The organism is Bacteroidota bacterium (assembly GCA_016711505.1).
In the GTDB taxonomy this organism is placed as follows: Bacteria; Bacteroidota; Bacteroidia; order AKYH767-A; family 2013-40CM-41-45; genus JADKIH01.
Genome location: JADJSV010000001.1, coordinates 390,154 through 405,797, shown reverse-complemented (window position 1 = coordinate 405,797; position 15,644 = coordinate 390,154). Strand labels below are relative to the sequence as shown.

At 37.4% G+C, this 15,644-nt stretch carries 15 protein-coding genes and 1 tRNA gene; 10 read left to right on the top strand and 6 right to left on the bottom strand.

Annotated features, from left to right (window positions below; translation table 11 throughout):
* The first annotated feature begins 8 nt into the window (after window positions 1–8).
* Window positions 9–620: a hypothetical protein gene (locus IPL24_01785; protein ID MBK8362435.1), complete on the top strand. Its 612-nt coding sequence runs from the start codon at window positions 9–11 to the stop codon at window positions 618–620.
* Here the strand turns inward: IPL24_01785 and IPL24_01780 are convergent.
* Window positions 617–1,021 carry a hypothetical protein gene (locus tag IPL24_01780; protein MBK8362434.1) on the bottom strand — a complete coding sequence of 135 codons (405 nt, stop codon included), beginning with the start codon at window positions 1,019–1,021 and terminating at the stop codon, window positions 617–619. The genes IPL24_01785 and IPL24_01780 overlap by 4 nt on opposite strands.
* Before the next feature lie 102 nt (window positions 1,022–1,123).
* On the opposite strand from IPL24_01780, the gene IPL24_01775 reads away from it, so the two are divergent.
* The gene (locus tag IPL24_01775) at window positions 1,124–1,867 is read left to right on the top strand and encodes a DUF1295 domain-containing protein (protein MBK8362433.1); all 744 of its coding nucleotides are present in this window, start codon (window positions 1,124–1,126) and stop codon (window positions 1,865–1,867) included.
* Window positions 1,868–1,926: 59 nt separating this feature from the next.
* On the opposite strand, the gene IPL24_01770 is transcribed toward IPL24_01775, so the two are convergent.
* The 3 genes from IPL24_01770 to IPL24_01760 all read right to left on the bottom strand — a co-directional run bounded on the left by IPL24_01770 (window position 1,927) and on the right by IPL24_01760 (window position 3,239).
* Window positions 1,927–2,000, bottom strand: a tRNA-Met gene (locus IPL24_01770).
* A 670-nt stretch (window positions 2,001–2,670) separates the two neighbouring features.
* Window positions 2,671–2,967, bottom strand: a complete 297-nt coding sequence (locus IPL24_01765) for a hypothetical protein (protein ID MBK8362432.1) — start codon at window positions 2,965–2,967, stop codon at window positions 2,671–2,673.
* 68 nt (window positions 2,968–3,035) lie between these two features.
* Window positions 3,036–3,239, bottom strand: a complete 204-nt coding sequence (locus tag IPL24_01760) for a hypothetical protein (protein ID MBK8362431.1) — start codon at window positions 3,237–3,239, stop codon at window positions 3,036–3,038.
* A 766-nt stretch (window positions 3,240–4,005) separates the two neighbouring features.
* On the opposite strand from IPL24_01760, the gene IPL24_01755 reads away from it, so the two are divergent.
* Entirely contained in the window at window positions 4,006–5,850 is a 1,845-nt protein-coding gene (locus tag IPL24_01755; GenBank protein MBK8362430.1) for a PQQ-dependent sugar dehydrogenase, read from the top strand.
* 675 nt (window positions 5,851–6,525) lie between these two features.
* Here IPL24_01755 and IPL24_01750 read toward each other — a convergent pair.
* Window positions 6,526–6,711 carry a histone H1 gene (locus tag IPL24_01750; GenBank protein ID MBK8362429.1) on the bottom strand — a complete coding sequence of 62 codons (186 nt, stop codon included), beginning with the start codon at window positions 6,709–6,711 and terminating at the stop codon, window positions 6,526–6,528.
* Between the two features lie 64 nt (window positions 6,712–6,775).
* On the bottom strand, window positions 6,776–8,017 hold the full coding sequence (locus IPL24_01745) for an aminotransferase class I/II-fold pyridoxal phosphate-dependent enzyme (GenBank protein MBK8362428.1): 1,242 nt from the start codon (window positions 8,015–8,017) through the stop codon (window positions 6,776–6,778).
* A gap of 285 nt (window positions 8,018–8,302) precedes the next feature.
* Here IPL24_01745 and IPL24_01740 point away from each other — a divergent pair, with 285 nt between their 5' ends.
* The 7 genes from IPL24_01740 (at window position 8,303) to ychF (ending at window position 15,637) form a co-directional block, all read left to right on the top strand.
* Window positions 8,303–8,989, top strand: coding sequence for a choice-of-anchor B family protein (locus IPL24_01740; GenBank protein ID MBK8362427.1), 687 nt, complete (start codon window positions 8,303–8,305; stop codon window positions 8,987–8,989).
* 201 nt (window positions 8,990–9,190) lie between these two features.
* Window positions 9,191–10,681, top strand: coding sequence for a carboxypeptidase regulatory-like domain-containing protein (locus IPL24_01735; GenBank protein ID MBK8362426.1), 1,491 nt, complete (start codon window positions 9,191–9,193; stop codon window positions 10,679–10,681).
* A gap of 265 nt (window positions 10,682–10,946) precedes the next feature.
* Entirely contained in the window at window positions 10,947–11,759 is an 813-nt protein-coding gene (gene bamD, locus IPL24_01730) for an outer membrane protein assembly factor BamD (protein ID MBK8362425.1), read from the top strand.
* Window positions 11,760–11,777: 18 nt separating this feature from the next.
* Window positions 11,778–12,107 (top strand): DNA-directed RNA polymerase subunit omega, encoded by a 330-nt coding sequence (locus IPL24_01725; protein MBK8362424.1) that lies wholly within the window; start codon window positions 11,778–11,780, stop codon window positions 12,105–12,107.
* Between the two features lie 76 nt (window positions 12,108–12,183).
* Window positions 12,184–13,392 (top strand): bifunctional phosphopantothenoylcysteine decarboxylase/phosphopantothenate--cysteine ligase CoaBC, encoded by a 1,209-nt coding sequence (coaBC, locus tag IPL24_01720; GenBank protein MBK8362423.1) that lies wholly within the window; start codon window positions 12,184–12,186, stop codon window positions 13,390–13,392.
* Window positions 13,392–14,324 (top strand): DUF4835 family protein, encoded by a 933-nt coding sequence (locus IPL24_01715; protein MBK8362422.1) that lies wholly within the window; start codon window positions 13,392–13,394, stop codon window positions 14,322–14,324. Before coaBC ends, IPL24_01715 begins: the two co-directional genes overlap by 1 nt.
* A gap of 212 nt (window positions 14,325–14,536) precedes the next feature.
* A complete protein-coding gene (gene ychF, locus IPL24_01710) occupies window positions 14,537–15,637 on the top strand; it encodes a redox-regulated ATPase YchF (GenBank protein ID MBK8362421.1) in 1,101 nt (366 codons plus the stop codon).
* Window positions 15,638–15,644: the final 7 nt, after the last annotated feature.

Here is a 15,644-nt window from a genome sequence, read left to right as displayed (position 1 = left end):
TAAAGCGGATGCAAGATAATATTTTGAACTTTAGTAACGAGGAAATGCAGGTTTTAGTCGATAAGAAATTCTTCGAATTAAAACATTCATCTACAGCGAAAATGATCGAACTTTTCGGAATGCTGGAAGTGGAATTGAAATCTGTTTTTTCAGAGGCCGCATTGAATGTCGAAGGATTGAATTCTTCTTCAGGAAAGATCTTTCGTGGTGAGAACTACAAACTATTTCCTTACGTTTTGCTCGATTGTCCCAGGATGTTCAACAAACAATCCGTCTTCGCATTTCGTTCGATGTTCTGGTGGGGAAATGAATTTACATTCACGCTCCATATTCAGGGAAATGCCTGGGAATATTTCAAACCAAAACTGATCCGTAATTTAGAAAGGCTGACCGAAAGTGATATTTACTTTTGCGTGAATGAAAGTCCGTGGCAGTATCATCTTGGAACCGATAATTATCTATTGCTGAATTCTCAGAAGAACTTAGAACTTGCACTGCAGATTTTATCTGCAAAAGATTTTGTGAAACTTACGCGAAAGCTTTCGATCTCAGAATACAAAAGTGTAATTCAGGTAGGGAAGGAGACGTTGAAACTATTCCTTGGATTGTTAAAAGATTAACAGCCCAGAATGTGCATCAGAGTATGGATCTGACTATTCCACAAAAGTTCGTTTTCTTCTTTCTCATCTTCATCAGTAAAGTCTGTCACAACTAAAGCAATATCTGAAGTGATCTCATCCTGTATTATTTCAAACTGAAAATAGGTGTCGTCTTTTTTTTCATCAGTGACCCATTTGTAACGGATCATCTGATTATCTTTTTTTGAAACGATCTGAGCTCTTTGTTCTGAACCTTCCCAATGAAAAACGTAATCACCTTCACGGATAGTTACTTTATCGGCAAACCATTCTTCGAGGCTACTAGCATTACTGAGGTAATTGAACAATATTTTTGTAGACGATTTGATTTCGAATTCCAGTGAAAATTTTACTTTTTTCTTCGTTTTGATTTCCTGCTTCACGTTATATTACTTAAAATTAATTACTTCCTGATTTTCAGGGGAAGCGAAGATAGTCATTTTTTTATTGAAAACCTCAAAAATGATAATACCTTCGCAACGACTATGGCACTACTGCATTCACTGGAAAAAGAAGGAAATTGGCTGTTTAAGCACAGGGGACAACTTCCGTTGATCTTATTCATTCTGGCAATTCCCGCTGTTTTTTCGACTTCGTATGATGACCTCACTCCGGTGCAGGTAAAAGCCTTTAATTATTCGGCTTATATTCTTTCCATTCTTGGATTTTGGGTGCGGAGTTATACGATAGGTACGACTCCCCGAGGGACTTCCGGTCGCAATACAGAGGAGCAGGTCGCTGAGCAGCTCAACCATAGTGGAATCTATTCAACGGTCCGACATCCATTATATTTGGGAAATTACCTAATGTGGATAGGAATAGTTCTGTTCACAAAAAACATTGAATTCACCATCATTGTTAGTTTGATGTACTGGTTGTATTACGAGCGAATCATGTTTGCAGAAGAACGTTTTCTCGAACGTAAATTTGGTCAGTCGTATCTGGATTGGGCAAAAGGAGTTCCGGCTTTCATTCCAAGATTCAGTTCATTTCAGAAAAGTTCAATACCATTTTCGATGAAAAGTGTGTTGAGAAGAGAGTATTCCGGAGTACTGGCAACAGTAATAGGGTTCGTATTTGTAGACCTTTTAATTGGCTATAAAAAGTGGCATACGATTAGTCTAGGAAAAAATTTATGTATCATGTTGATCATCACAACAGTTATCACCATCATTCTCCGCTCGTTGAAGCATTATACGAGTGTGTTGAAAGAAGAGGACAGAAGCTAATTATAATAAAAAATTTTGATACAAAAATCCCTTGAAATGAATGCAAATCAAGGGATTAGTAGCGAAAGGGGGGATCGAACCCCCGACCTCAGGGTTATGAATCCTGCGCTCTAACCATCTGAGCTACCTCGCCATTTTTTTTAGGGGCTGCAAATATCCGAAATTTCTTTCTTTTTGCAAATTTCTTTTCAATCAATTTCACTGCAAATTAAGTTTCTACATATTTAAAAGTTCAAAATCAAAAATGCAAAGTTGAATTTATTCAAATTACTAATTACAACTTATTCGTTCTGGTTATGGTTTAAATATCAAGAAGTTATTGGACCAAGTAAAGGTAACACTAATAGCCAATAGAACAAATGGATCTTTACATTTCTAATCTTTCTGTCTTCATCTTTCCATTTTTCTCTAAAATTTACATAGTTGTTATAGAAAATTTTATAATTCCTGATTGAAAGAAGAAAATAAATGATGACAACTAAAATCTTAGAATAGTTAAATAATTCTTTTCGTAACGGATTTTCAAAAAAGCAATAGAGGAATATACTTAAAAAATTTACGAGAATCATGACTTGACTAAATGTTACCCATACAATCCCATTAATTTCATTGCCGCTTTCTTCTGTCAGAGCAGGTTTAGTCAACCGGTAAAACATATAAGAATAAAAATTATTTATTTGTCTCATCAAAGTTGAATAGTTGTTCGAAGCATCTGGTACATTAGGGTCAATTTCCTGTATCTTTTTTTTTAATGCACCTGGCTATATTTCACCTTCGTAAAGAAAAGCAATTAATAACTAAATTTATTCCATTCTAACATTTTTTTGCATGTCAATCTCTATTACTTCCTGCAGCCAATTCATAAATTGTTTCAGACAAACACTAGCTCCTGCAAAAGTCTCGAATGTACTTTCTGCAAATGCAATTGCTTTGCGTGATGCTCTTGCGCGTTTTGTTTTGGGATCATTCTCTACTATGAACCAGCTTTCACCTTTGGAGATTTTTACTTTGTCCAGTTCATCTGCTACCATGAATGATTCTTTGCTGTAACCGTAGTTCAGCGATGTATCTAATAATACGTTTACGTTTAATGTTTGCATAACAATCAATTTGAATGATTATAATATAGTCATTATATTTTACACTGCAAATAAAATTTTAAAAAAAATTATTTTCCCTGCTCTTTTGCCTTCGCCAGCCAATTGTCAAATTCGTTCGGTTTTTCAAAATCTGTCACCCCGACAACCACTTTTCCGCCTGCTGCAATGGTATTTTTTCCATTTTCCCGGATATGTTCCCAATAATGGTTTTGTTCTGCCCGGACAATCATTTCCTGGGTGATATAATAGTTATTTGGGTCTTTAGTTTCCATAATTAGAAGCGATTAAAATTCCAGGCCAGATGTGAGGGAGGTAGACATTAAGCCATGAGAATTAGCAATCTGAGAGCTATCTCATAGGCGTCAACTTAATTATATTTTTATCTATGGAAATTAAGTGAGTTATCACTTAATTTATTGCAGTCAGCTTTAATTCAATGTGATTAAGTTAAGCTCAAGTATTCATAATAAGTATATGTATGTATTTAGAAGTGACAGGCCCGTTAGGGCCGTAACTTTTGGTAATACTAGACTACACGAGACAGTCAAGCCCCTTTAGGGGCGCACTCTTTAAACACAATGCATGTGTCCATTAATTCAATTACATCAAAGTTCCAGTATATATTGGTTGCATTTGGCTTATTCCTGATTTACAATTGTGCTTTCGTTGTGAAGAGTTTGCGCCCCTAAAGGTGCTTAGCGAACTTGTATAGTCCAAAAGTTACCAAGAGTTATGGCCTTAACAGGCCTAATAATCTATAAAATTGACAACAAATATCTCATTCGTCTTTACCAAATGACATTAAGCTTTAGCTGATGGTAATAAAGTCTAATTTGCAAACTATTTTTTTTGTAAATAATATCATGTCAAGAGAAGGAAATACTTTTCATTTATTTTTATCTTAAGTTGACGCGAACGCAATAGCTATCGGGATTCCCTTTATCTCCTGCATAAAAATGTGGTAAAAATTATTTCTCGATTTCAGTTATTTAAATACCTTGCGTAGACTATTGATTCAGGAACCCTAAACTGACACCAATGAAAAAACTATTTCTCTCTTTAATCATGCTCCTCAGCATGATGCAAAATTCAAATTCACAGATCTCTTACGCACGAATTGCAACCGGACTAAATAATTTGTCTGATATTGCCTCATGTGGCGATGAACGGATCTTCGTTGTTCTTAAACCCGGACAGATCGTAATGCTTGATTCTTCCGGCATGCAGAATCCTGTTCCATTTCTTGATCTGACCAGCAGAGTCAATGCTGCAGGACTGGAAAAAGGATTATTAAGTGTAGTTTTTTCTGATGACTATTTGCAGTCCGGATATTTCTATATTTATTATGTACCACTAGGAGGAACTGATTCACGGATCTCACGTTTCAAAGTTTCATCCGATCCGCAGTTGGCTGACACATCCAGCGAACAAGTCATCATAACTATTCCTCAGCCTGTTGGAAGTCATTATGGCGGCGATATGGCCTTTGGTAAAGATGGTTATTTATACATTGGACTTGGCGATGGAGGTGGAGAAGGTGATCCTTCAAACCATGCACAGGATACTACATTATTGCTTGGAAAATTTCTCCGCTTAGATGTCAGTGATACTACTGCGGGTGGATATACTATCCCACACAACAATCCATTTTTACTTTCTCCATTTCCCGATGAGATCTGGTCTGTCGGTTTCAGAAATCCATGGCGCTGGAGTTTTGATAAAATGACCGGCGATATGTGGATCGGTGATGTCGGACAAGTGTCAAATGAAGAAATAGATTTTCAATCTGCAAGAAGCCGTGGTGGAGAAAATTATGGCTGGCGTTGCTATGAAGGTATTGCTCCGTACATCACCACAGATTGCGCTGCAAGCACTGCATATGTTGAACCTGTTGTTCAGTACTCGCATAGCAACGGTTGCTCTGTGACAGGCGGATTTGTTTACAGAGGGTCTTCCTATCATACCATGTTCGGCAGATATTTTTATTCCGACTTGTGTTCCTCAACATTAAGAGGAGTAGTGCGAAATGGAAACTCGTTTTCAGATACAACTTACATCAGCAATTTTGCATCCGGATCAGTTTCCTTTGGCGAAGATCAATGGGGCGATTTATTGGTTGGCAGTTTTACTGGAGGAGAACTATACAGGATCTATGATTCAACATCACATCACATAGCATGGATCTCTGACACAGACACAACAAAATTTTGCATTGGCAGTACAGCAGTTTTACAAACCCCGGCCGGAAATGGTTTTCATTACCAATGGAATCTCAATGGTTCAAATTATGGAAATGATACGTGCGCAATCATTATAACTACTCCCGGAAATTATTTTGTTACTGTTACTAATTCGTCAGGATTGCCACAGGTATCTGATCCGACATATGTAGAATTTATTCCGGCACCGACAGTAAGCATCATCGGACTGGATTCTGTTTTTTGTAGTTCTGATCCGGTAACGTATGTAAATATTTCACCGCCCGGTGGACAATTATTTATAGATGGAATAGTACAGCCTTCGTTCCAACTGAATCCTGCTATTCTTACCGTCGGCAACCATCTGATTGATTACCGCTATACAAATTCAACAGGCTGTTCGAATTCTGCAAACCAATTGGTACGCATTGATGCATGTACTTATATCGATGAGAATTCTTCAGCGAATGTTGTTATTTATCCTGTTCCATCCGAAGATTACCTGATCGTAAAATCACATGGAGAAATTACATTCTATGATGTACAAGGAAAATTAATTTTATTGAATACAGAATCAAATGTTGATTTCAAAAAAGTGAATATTAAAGATCTCGAAAGTGGTTTATATTTCTGTGTCATCAGGACAGAATCGAAAAGTGAAGTCTTTAAATGGATAAAAGAATAATCACGTTTAAAAAATCAAACACAAGATCACTTAAATTCGTCACGATCACGAGAGCTATTGCATAGACGTTAACCTATGATAAATAATGAATGAATAGTATTTCGTTTTGTTGAAATGAGATATTTATAAAAAATATTTTTTTAAATTAGCATTTATTGCTGTCAGCTAAAGCTTAATGTCATTTGGTCAAAGCGAAAAAATATTCGTTGTTAATTTATAGAACATCAGGCCCGTTAGGGCCATACTTTTGGTAATACTAGACCTGTACAAGAACGCTAAGCACCTTAGGGGCGCACTCTTTAAACACAATCGAAAGAGGAACAGGCGGAAACCACTATGCTGGAACTACCGGGATTAATGGACACTGCATGGGTTAAAGGAGCGCCCAAGGTGCTTGACGGCTCAGGCCCAACGGGCCGCACTACTATACTGATTATAAATTCTTGAGTTTAGCCTTAATGAAATTGAGCTAAAGCTGATAGCAATAAAGCAGGCCACGTCTCACTTAACTTCAATAGTGATTATAATAATTAAGTTAATGCATATACGATAACTATCTAAACACAAAACATATTTAAAAAATCCTATAATCCAATAATCCTAATAATCCTAATCAAAAACAGCCCTTCCAAATCGAAAGGGCTGTCAAATTTCTAATAAACAACAAGCAATAAATTAATTGCTCTCTTCAGTTTTCTTTGCGTCCTGGATTGCATCGCGCATATCCTGACAAGCACGTTTGATTTCTTGTAAACCTTTACGTACACGTGTTCCGGCAGCTGCGTTACCTTTTTCAGAAAATTTGATTACATCTTCTTCAATGGCAGATACTAGTTGTTTGATGTTTTCGTATTCTTTCATTGTGTTTGTTTTTAAAGTGTTAGTTTATGGAGGGTTTGTTTGTTAAAATCGCTTTAAGTGTGGATTAAAATGCTGCAATCTTGTCTGATGCATATTCTCCGGCTTTCAGTTTAACATAAGCTTTACGGAAAGCGTCGATCGTATAATTCACATCTTCCAGTGTGTGTACGGAAGTTGGGATTAGACGAAGAATAATGATGCCTTTCGGTACAACAGGATAAACAACCATTGAACAGAAGATATCATAGTTCTCACGCATATCGTAGATCAGATTCGTTGCTTCTCCGATCGTACCATTCATGAATACCGGTGTAACAGGGGATTGTGTTTTTCCAATGTTGAATCCGGCATCTTTCAATCCTGATTGAAGTGCATTTACGATCTTCCACAGATTATCTTTCAATTCCGGCTTAGAGCGAAGCAATTCAAGACGCTTCAACGCACCGATAACCAATGCTGATGGCATTGATTTAGCAAAGATCTGTGAGCGCATATTGTAACGCAGATATTCTACGATGTCTTCACGACTGGAAATAAATCCGCCGATCATAGCCATACTTTTTGCAAATGTTCCGAAGTAAATATCGATCTCTTCGTTTACACCTTGTTCTTCACCTGTTCCTGAACCGGTTTTTCCCATTGTTCCGAACCCATGAGCATCGTCAACAAATAACCGGAATTGGAATTTCTTCTTCAATTCAACGATATCTTTCAAACGACCCATATCTCCACTCATTCCAAACACACCTTCAGTGATCAGCAAAATCGATCCACCTGATTCTTCAACGATGCGTGTCGCACGTTCCAGTTGTTTTTCGCAATTTGTAATATCATTGTGTGGGAATACAAAACGTTTTCCCATATGTAAGCGAACTCCATCAATGATACATGCATGACTTTCGCTATCGTAAACGATAACATCATGTCGGTCGACCAGACAATCAATTGCAGAAACCATCCCTTGATAACCGAAGTTAAGTAGAATGATGTCTTCCTTACCCATAAAAGAAGAAAGTTCATTTTCCAACTGCTCATGCTGATTTGTATTTCCAGACATCATACGAGCACCCATTGGTGAAGCGAAGCCATATTTTACTGCGCCTTCATTATCAGCTTTTCTTACTTCCGGATGATTAGCAAGTCCTAAATAATTATTCAAAGACCAAATCAAACGTTCCTTACCGCGAAAAACCATGCGCGTTCCAATATCACCTTCCAGTTTTGGAAAAGTAAAATAGCCATGAGAGTCTTTTGCATGTTGTCCGATCGGACCACGGTTCTTCTTTAATTTTTCGAATAAATCCACTTTTGTTAAATTTAATATTTGATGAAACGACTCAGGTGATTCTAAAAATAAACTTTTCTGTAAACTTCAAAAATGCTTCGTTTTAGCTCCTGTTCAAGGCAAAAGTAACTATTTTGAATTAAAAACCAAGAATATTTTCCCACAGGTAATTGTTCATTAGATTTGAGTTTCAGGACTAATCTACGAACAGTGTCATATTTCAAAGACAATATCCGAAAAAGTAGGCGAAAAACATTGAAAATTCATAAATTAAGTACACTTTTGGCATCCTAAATCAAATTCTAAATGAAATTTAAATTAGTACTCACCGCTTTTTTGACACTGATTCTCAATGCCTCAGCTCAGAATATACAGTTCCGTGCGAATCTTCCTTATAGTCCGTCTGAACTTGCAAACATCGGTGGTTATACCGATCCGTTGGGCAACGAATATGCATTGGTTGGAACCGATTTCGGACTTTCAATAGTGGATGTTACTGATCCGGATAACCCGGTAATTAAAGTAACGGTGAATGGACCGAATTCAGCCTGGAGAGAAGTTAAAACTTACAGAAATGTAGCATATGTAACAACTGAAGGTGGTGGTGGATTACAGATCGTTGACATGACTAATTTACCATCATCAGTAAATACAACTTATTATATGGGCGATGGTCCTATCAATGGACAATTGAGCAGTATTCATGCACTTCATTGCGATACAGCAAAAGGATTTCTTTATCTGTATGGAAGCAATATCGGAGATGGAAATACACTTTTTCTGAATCTTTCTGATCCGATAAATCCAACTTATGCCGGAGAATATGTTTATGGTGGAAGTCAAAATGACAATTACGTTCATGATGGTTATGTAGAAAACGATACCATGTATGAGTCACATATCTACTCCGGATTTTTTACTGTTGTAGATGTCACCAATAAATCAAATCCAATTTTATTGGCAACACAACAAACGCCAACGAACTTCACATAATACGTGGATAAGTAATGATCATAAAACACTTTTCACAACAGATGAAAATTCAGGAAGCTTTTTGGTGTTTATGATATTTCCGATCTGGGTAATATCAAAGAAAGTGCACGTTTTCAAACCGCTCCCGGATCAGGAGCAATCATTCATAACACACATATTCTGAATGATTATGCAATTACAAGCTGGTATAAAGAAGGAGTAGTGATAACAGATGTTGCCCGTCCGCAGAATCCAATTGAAGTTGGACATTATGATACCTATGCACAAGGTTCAGGCGATGGATTTGCAGGTTGCTGGGGTGTTTATCCTTTCTTACCATCAGGAACAATCGTTGCATCGGATATCAATAATGGTTTGTATGTGCTTACTCCGACTTACATCAGAGGATGTTATCTCGAAGGAATAATCACCGACTCCGTTTCAAACACTGTGTTAAATGGTGCGTTGATCGAAGTGCTTTCAACAACATTAACAAAAAATTCAAATGCACTGGGCGAATACAAAACCGGAACATCTGTTGCAGGAACATATGACGTGCGCATTTCAAAAGCCGGTTACTATTCTAAAACTATTACAGGCGTTGTACTCACAAATGGAGTTTTAACTACTCTTGATGTTGCATTGAGTCCATTCCAGACCTTTGCATTTACAGGTTCGGTAACGGATAGCTTAACGGGACTAAATGTTCCGAATGCTTTGGTTTCGATTTCATCTGTTAATGGTTTGAAATATTCTGTGACAACAGATGTAAGTGGTGCATTTAACTTCCCTGCAGTTGTCCCTGACGACTATACTGTTTACGCTGGAAAGTGGGGCTACAGAACAAGTTGTTCGGCACAAACGCTCGTTGTAGGAAACCCAATTGTAGCCACAATCGCTCCCGGGTATTACGACGATTTTACATTCGATAATGGATGGAATGTTACCGGAACATCAGGAAATAGCTGGGAACGTGGCGAACCAATAGGAACATATGATGGAAGTTCAACAGAGATCAATCCTGACTTCGATGTAAACTCAGATTGCAGCGATACTTGTTTCATCACTGATAACGGTGGAGCACCTTACAATGGTTCTGATGTTGACAATGGAAATACAATTCTGACTTCGCCTGTTTTTGATGGTACCATTTATCAGGCACCGACATTGAACTATTTCCGCCGGTATTTGTGTATCAATGGAACAGGTTCTCCAAACGATACAATGAGAATCTCTGTTAGCAATGGATCGACAACTGTGAGAGTTGAAACTGTCGGACCAAATGACGGAACCAATGGTAACTGGGTACAACATTCGGTTTTATTAAGTTCATTATTGGCCGTTACAAATACTATGACCTTCTCAGTTGAAGTAGAAGACAATTCTCCGGGAAACATCGTTGAAGGAGCGCTGGATAAATTTGAAATCACCGGTCTGTTGGTAAATTCTGTTTCTGAAAAAACGATGATTTCATCGATAAATGCATATCCAAATCCATTTAATAACTCGACTTCAGTCGACTATAAATTAAGCTCTTATAATGGTTCAATTAAATTGATTGTAAGAGATATTTTGGGTAATATAGTTTCTGAAAAGAATGGAATTCCTTCCAAAGGATCAATCCGGATTGGGGCAGAATTGTCAGCAGGAATTTACATGGTTGAACTTTCAAATGGTAGTGATCGCTTTGTCCATAAAATCGTAAAACAGTAAAATATTTTACCCCCATAAACCGATAGTTGATATGTTGGGGTGTAGTCTGCAGACTCAACCCCAACATATCAACTATCGGTTTATTTTTTGGAATGAGTTGAATGCAAACTAAAATTCCTCATTAAATCAACCAATTAACTGAAAAAAACAAGATTTAGAGCTAATAAATTCAAAAAATCGCACGCATTACAATAGTGCCAAAATGCCGATAAAAAGCAGATTTCAGCTTTCATTTTCCAATATAAAAAACTATCTTCGCAGACTTATGAAAATCAGAGTTCTCCCGATCTTTTTCCTGTTTCTTTTGGTCATGACTTCGTGCAGCGATTATTCAAAAATGCTGAAAACGCGGGACATGGATGCCAAAAGCGAATATGCAATCAAATTGTACAATAGAGGTGATTATTTCAAAGCATTACCACTATTTGAAGAATTGATCACTGTATATCGCGGAACGAAAAAAGCCGAACAAACTTATTACTATTATTCATACACAAATTACAGGATCGGCGATTACGAAACCGCAGCTTACGATTTCGAGAATTTCGCAAAAACATATCCGAACAGTGAGTTTGCAGAAGAATGTGCTTTTATGCATGCTTACTGTTTTTACCAGAGTTCACCTTTGTATTCATTGGATCAAACAAACACATACAAAGCGATAAATGAATTGCAACTTTTTGCAGATCGTTATCCGCAAAGTAAAAAAATCGAAGAGTGTAATAAGCTCATCGATCAGTTAAGGGAAAAACTGGAAGAAAAAGAATTTCAGTATGCAGAATTATATTTCAATGTAGCTTCATACAAATCCGCAATAACTACCTATAAAAATCTGATCAACGATTTTCCTACAACAAAATACAGGGAAGAAGCGTTGTTTAAAATAGTTCGTTCAGCATATCTTCTTGCTGAGAATAGTATAGAATCTAAATTAATGGAACGTTACGGTGAAACGCTTATAGCGTATGGAGAATTCAATGCTGCATATCCTGAAAGCAAATACAAAAATAAAGCCCTGGATTATTTCGAAACGACTAAAAAGCGAATTGATAAATTCAATAAAAATCAGATACAATAATTTTACAAATATATACTCATGAGCTATAAATCAGAAGTTACCACTACAATTACAAGAAATGTTCCTGAATACGATAAGAAAACGGGAAACGTTTATGAATCATTGGTAGTGATCGCTAAACGTGCAAATCAGATTTCTACTGAAATGAAGGAGGAGTTGAATGCAAAACTTTCAGAATTCAATTCAACTACTGACAATCTGGAAGAAGTATTTGAAAACCGCGAGCAGATCGAAATTTCAAAATACTATGAAAGACTTCCTAAGCCGACTTTGATTGCTATTCAGGAATTCAATGAAGATAAAATTTATTTCCGCAATCCTTCGAAAGAAAACCAAAGCGAAAAATAATTATCGTTCATTTAAAGATTGAAACAATCCAAGACCCTGGAGTTTTGGATTTTTTCATTTCTATACCTCGATACGAATGAGAGGAAAAAAGATCCTACTTGGAATAACCGGAAGTATAGCAGCCTATAAATCTGCTTTGCTGGTCCGGCTATTGGTAAAAGCAGGAGCGGAGGTGAAAGTGGTGATGACAAAAGCGGCAATTGATTTTATCACGCCGCTGACCTTATCTACACTTTCCAAAAACCCTGTTTACTCTGAGTATGCAAATCAGGAAACCGGCGAATGGAGTAATCACGTCGAACTGGGATTATGGGCAGATGCTTTTGTCATTGCACCTGCATCGGCAAATACAATTTCAAAGATGGCCAATGGTGTGTGCGACAATTTGCTCTTAGCGGTTTATCTTTCTGCTAAATGCAAAGTCTTTTTCGCCCCGGCAATGGATCTCGATATGCATAAGCATCCTGCTACACAGGAGAACATTGCAAGGTTAGTATCATTCGGAAACCAATTGATCTCGGCTACTTCCGGAGAACTGGCCAGCGGACTTCATGGTGAAGGCAGAATGGAAGAACCGGAACTAATAATCGATGCACTTGAAAAATATTTCAATGCAGACTTACCCTTAAAAGGAAAGAAAGCATTAGTCACGGCTGGACCAACATTTGAAGCAATAGATCCTGTCCGGTTTATCGGAAACCGTTCTTCAGGCAAAATGGGTTATGCAATAGCAGAAGAGTTAGCGACGCAAGGTGCAGATGTTCTGCTTGTAAGCGGACCAGGTAACTTATCAGTGATCAACTCCCGGATCACAAGAGTGGATATCGAATCCGCTGAAGAAATGCTCAATGCATGTATGAAAGATTTTTCAGAAAAGGACATCATCGTTATGTCAGCGGCAGTTGCAGATTATAAACCTGCAGATGTAGCTTCTGAAAAACTGAAAAAGAAAAATAATGAAATGCCTTTGCCGTTAATACCAACACAGGACATTCTTGCGCTCATGGGCGAGAAAAAAGGGAAGAAGCAGTTCATTGTTGGATTTGCTTTGGAGACAGAGAATGAACTTGAAAATGCAAAAGGCAAATTGCAAAAAAAGAATCTTGATCTGGTTGTCCTGAATTCTCTGAAAGATGAAGGTGCCGGATTTAATCACGATACGAATAAGATCACAATCATAGATAAAAAAGGAAGCGAGTATAATTTCGGTTTAAAATCAAAACAGGAAGTTGCAAAAGATCTCGTCAATCTGATTATTACCAATATTACTAATACAACGGTCTAATGATAGCTAGCTCAAAATCAATTCTGTCTTTTCTTATTGCATTTTTTTGTGTGAATAATTTATTTGCACAGGAATTGAATTGTCAGATCTCTGTTCAGACACCACAGATCCAGGCAAGCGATAAGACCATTTACGACAAACTTCAAACAGATCTCCGCGAGTTCATGAATAATCACAAGTGGACAACGGATGAATTTCTGAATCAGGAAAGAATAGAATGTTCAATTGTGATCACGATCTCAGAACGGGTGTCTACGGATGAGTTTACAGGAAACATTCAGATATCATCACGTAGACCTGTTTATCATAGTTCTTATAATTCGCCTCTATTCAATCACCAGGATAAAGATTTTACATTCCGGTATGTGCAGGATCAGACAATAGAATTTGATGAAGGTAGTATCACTTCGAATCTTACAGCTGTATTAGGGTACTATGCATACATAATCATTGGACTTGACTACGATTCATTTTCTCCGTTAGGAGGTACACCATATTTTACAAAGGCGCAGACTGTTGCAAACAATGCACAGAACCTGCCTGATCGCGGATGGAAAGCATTTGAAAATTCACGAAACAGATATTGGTTAATTGAGAATCTTCTGAATATTTCATTCCGTCCTATGCGGGATGTATTTTATTCTTATCACAGATTTGGTATGGATAAATTCGAAGAGAATTTTCCTGATGCAAGAGCAGTTGTTACAGAAAGTCTGAAGAGCCTGCGTAAAGTTTACCAGGACAAACCAAATTCATTTCTGATGCAATCATTCTTTACAGCTAAAGCTGATGAGATCGTAAACATTTACACGGCTGCCTTACCTGCAGAAAAAAGTGAACTTGTCCCAATACTTTCACAGATCGATCCGGCCAATACATTGAAGTATCAGACTATACTTTCAGCTTCGACGTTACCGGGCGGGGGTAAATAATTTTTATCGGATAACTAATAACGAAGAATAAGTAGTGAAAAGTGAAGAATGAAAAGTGAAGCAATTTTGAAAGGAGAATTGGGTAAATAAAGTCAGTAGATTATTAGATAGAAAAAACGTACTGCTATCCTGAAACCTGCAAACCTGTTAACCTTAAACATGTTCACTAACCTTAAAACATCAATTATAAAAAAAAATAAGTACTAAGTATTATGGCCTTAAAATGTGGTATTGTTGGATTGCCGAATGTTGGTAAATCGACATTATTTAATTGTCTTTCGAATGCAAAAGCGCAAGCTGCGAATTTTCCGTTTTGTACAATAGAACCGAATGTCGGTGTGATCACAGTTCCGGATGAACGATTGAATGAATTAGAAAAGTTAGTAAAACCTGAAAGAGTGGTTCCGACAACTATTGAAATAGTTGACATTGCCGGTTTGGTGAAAGGTGCAAGCAGAGGTGAAGGTTTAGGAAATCAATTCCTGAGTAACATCAGAGAGTGCGATGCAATCATTCACGTAGTACGTTGCTTCGAAGATCCGAATGTTGTCCATGTCGATGGATCGGTGAATCCGGTGCGTGATAAAGGAACAATCGATACTGAATTGCAGTTGAAAGATCTTGAAAGTGTGGACCGCAAGTTAGGCCGTACTGAAAAAATGGCAAAAATAGGAACAGATAAAGATGCAAAGAAATGCATGGAAGTTCTGACTATTTATAAAAACCATCTTGAAAAAGGATTGTCTGCTCGAAGTGCACCCGTTGCTCCCGAAGACAAACGTTTCATCGATGACATCTTTTTACTCACTGCAAAACCTGTACTTTATGTTTGCAATGTCGATGAAGGTTCTGTTGTTAACGGTAACAAATATGTTGACCTGCTGAAAGAAGAAGTGAAAGATGAAAACGCTGAAGTGCTTGTCATTGCAGCCGCAATAGAAGCAGAGATCACTCAGCTTGAAAGTTTCGAAGACAGAAAAGCATTTTTAAGTGACCTCGGTTTGGAAGAATCAGGAGTTGCTAAACTTATCAAAGCTGCGTATCGTTTATTGAGTCTTTATACTTATTTCACAGCGGGAGTTAAAGAAGTTCGTGCCTGGACTATTACAAAAGGAATGCTTGCACCGCAGGCAGCCGCTGTTATCCATACCGATTTCGAAAAAGGTTTTATTAAGGCAGAGGTAATTCGTTACAATGACTTTTTAACTTTTGGTTCTGAATCTGCTTGTCGTGATGCCGGTAAATTAAGTATTGAAGGAAAAGAATATCTGGTTGGCGATGGAGATGTGATGCATTTCCGTTTTAATGTTTAAATAAAAT

Excerpts from the sequence above, each read along its gene's own strand:
- IPL24_01765 (MBK8362432.1), bottom strand. The coding sequence starts at position 2,967 with ATGCAAACATTAAACGTAAACGTATTATTAGATACATCGCTGAACTAC.
- IPL24_01725 (MBK8362424.1), top strand. The coding sequence starts at position 11,778 with ATGAGCTATAAATCAGAAGTTACCACTACAATTACAAGAAATGTTCCT.
- IPL24_01740 (MBK8362427.1), top strand. The coding sequence starts at position 8,303 with ATGAAATTTAAATTAGTACTCACCGCTTTTTTGACACTGATTCTCAAT.
- IPL24_01785 (MBK8362435.1), top strand. The coding sequence starts at position 9 with ATGCAAGATAATATTTTGAACTTTAGTAACGAGGAAATGCAGGTTTTA.
- ychF (MBK8362421.1), top strand. The coding sequence starts at position 14,537 with ATGGCCTTAAAATGTGGTATTGTTGGATTGCCGAATGTTGGTAAATCG.
- IPL24_01750 (MBK8362429.1), bottom strand. The coding sequence starts at position 6,711 with ATGAAAGAATACGAAAACATCAAACAACTAGTATCTGCCATTGAAGAA.
- IPL24_01760 (MBK8362431.1), bottom strand. The coding sequence starts at position 3,239 with ATGGAAACTAAAGACCCAAATAACTATTATATCACCCAGGAAATGATT.
- IPL24_01715 (MBK8362422.1), top strand. The coding sequence starts at position 13,392 with ATGATAGCTAGCTCAAAATCAATTCTGTCTTTTCTTATTGCATTTTTT.
- IPL24_01775 (MBK8362433.1), top strand. The coding sequence starts at position 1,124 with ATGGCACTACTGCATTCACTGGAAAAAGAAGGAAATTGGCTGTTTAAG.
- coaBC (MBK8362423.1), top strand. The coding sequence starts at position 12,184 with ATGAGAGGAAAAAAGATCCTACTTGGAATAACCGGAAGTATAGCAGCC.
- IPL24_01755 (MBK8362430.1), top strand. The coding sequence starts at position 4,006 with ATGAAAAAACTATTTCTCTCTTTAATCATGCTCCTCAGCATGATGCAA.
- bamD (MBK8362425.1), top strand. The coding sequence starts at position 10,947 with ATGAAAATCAGAGTTCTCCCGATCTTTTTCCTGTTTCTTTTGGTCATG.